At 47.3% G+C, this 1,203-nt stretch carries 1 protein-coding gene; it reads right to left on the bottom strand.

Annotated elements, in window-relative coordinates:
- Positions 1–34: 34 nt before the first annotated feature.
- Positions 35–985 (bottom strand): IS30 family transposase, encoded by a 951-nt coding sequence (locus CWB80_RS12950; RefSeq protein ID WP_063528617.1) that lies wholly within the window; start codon positions 983–985, stop codon positions 35–37.
- Between the last annotated feature and the right edge of the window lie 218 nt (positions 986–1,203).

A 1,203-nucleotide genomic window follows, 5' to 3' on the forward strand; every position in this document is an offset into this window, starting at 1 on the left:
GCGAATTCAACCCCGAAGTGCACCACTCGCTAAATTAGGCCGCATTGCGTAATTCGTTAAACACAACGACAGGCTGTTTGTAACCTAGGCACTTTCTAGGTCTGGCGTTTAGCGCACGTTCTATATCGGCCACCTGCTTATCCGTTACCGTTCTTAAATCCGTGCCTTTGCGTATGTACTGGCGCAGTAAACCGTTGAAGTTTTCATTCAATCCGCGCTCCCATGAGGAATACGGATTCGCAAAATAAATATCAGTGTTGAGCTTATCTGCAACTAGCTCGTGGTCACAGAACTCGCTGCCATTATCAGCGGTTATCGTATGCACATGACGGCGATATCGCCACAGCATGCCTATCATGGCTCTGCTTACGTCTGCCGCGCTCTTTGCTGGCACTTTACGTATTAAATAAAGCTTGCTTTGGCGTTCAACTAGGCTGACTATGGCACCCGTTCCATGCTTACCCAGTACGGTATCAGCTTCCCAGTCACCGAACCGTCTTTTCTTGTCAACAATCGCTGGGCGGTGCTCAATGCCCACTCGGTTCGGGATAATGACACGCTTCGCACGACGACCTTTGCGATATCGTCGATGGCCTTGTCGTAAGTGCCTAAACAACTTGCCGCCACTCAATTTATCCCGTTGCACATAACCGTAAATCCATGCATGACTCACTGAAAGCCCAATAATCCGGCCCACGCCTGCAATTTGCTCGGGACTCCACTTTTGTTTTAATCCGAACTCAACAAAGGTGATGGTCAGCTTAGATAGACACGACTTTGCGGCTTGAACGCGCCTTTTGAGTGTCTTTGCCTGGGCGACTTCGGGTAGATAGTGATTTTCCCGGATCCTATTTCGTCTGATTTCTCGGCTAATGGTGCTATGACTGACTTTCAGGCGTTTGCCTATCTCACGATAACTAAAGCCCTCGCGTAAGTAGGCTTCTATCTGGTATCTTTGTCCTGCGATCAACTGCTTGTAACTCATGGTAAATGCTTCTGTTTGTTTGGCGACGATAGAGTACCACCAACAGGCAGTTGATCTCTTCTCACCGTTTAACCATGAGTGGTGCACTTATTATCTGAATTCGGGAGTCATACTTGAATAATTCTTGCAATGCGTTTTAGCTATATTAAACAACTAGGAGCTTGAAGTTAGAGATGGGGATATGTTATTTAGAGTTTTGCGCCCCTGATGGAAGTAGG

It is taken from the genome of Pseudoalteromonas sp. S1650 (genome assembly GCF_005887195.1).
Classification (GTDB): domain Bacteria; phylum Pseudomonadota; class Gammaproteobacteria; order Enterobacterales; family Alteromonadaceae; genus Pseudoalteromonas; species Pseudoalteromonas simplex.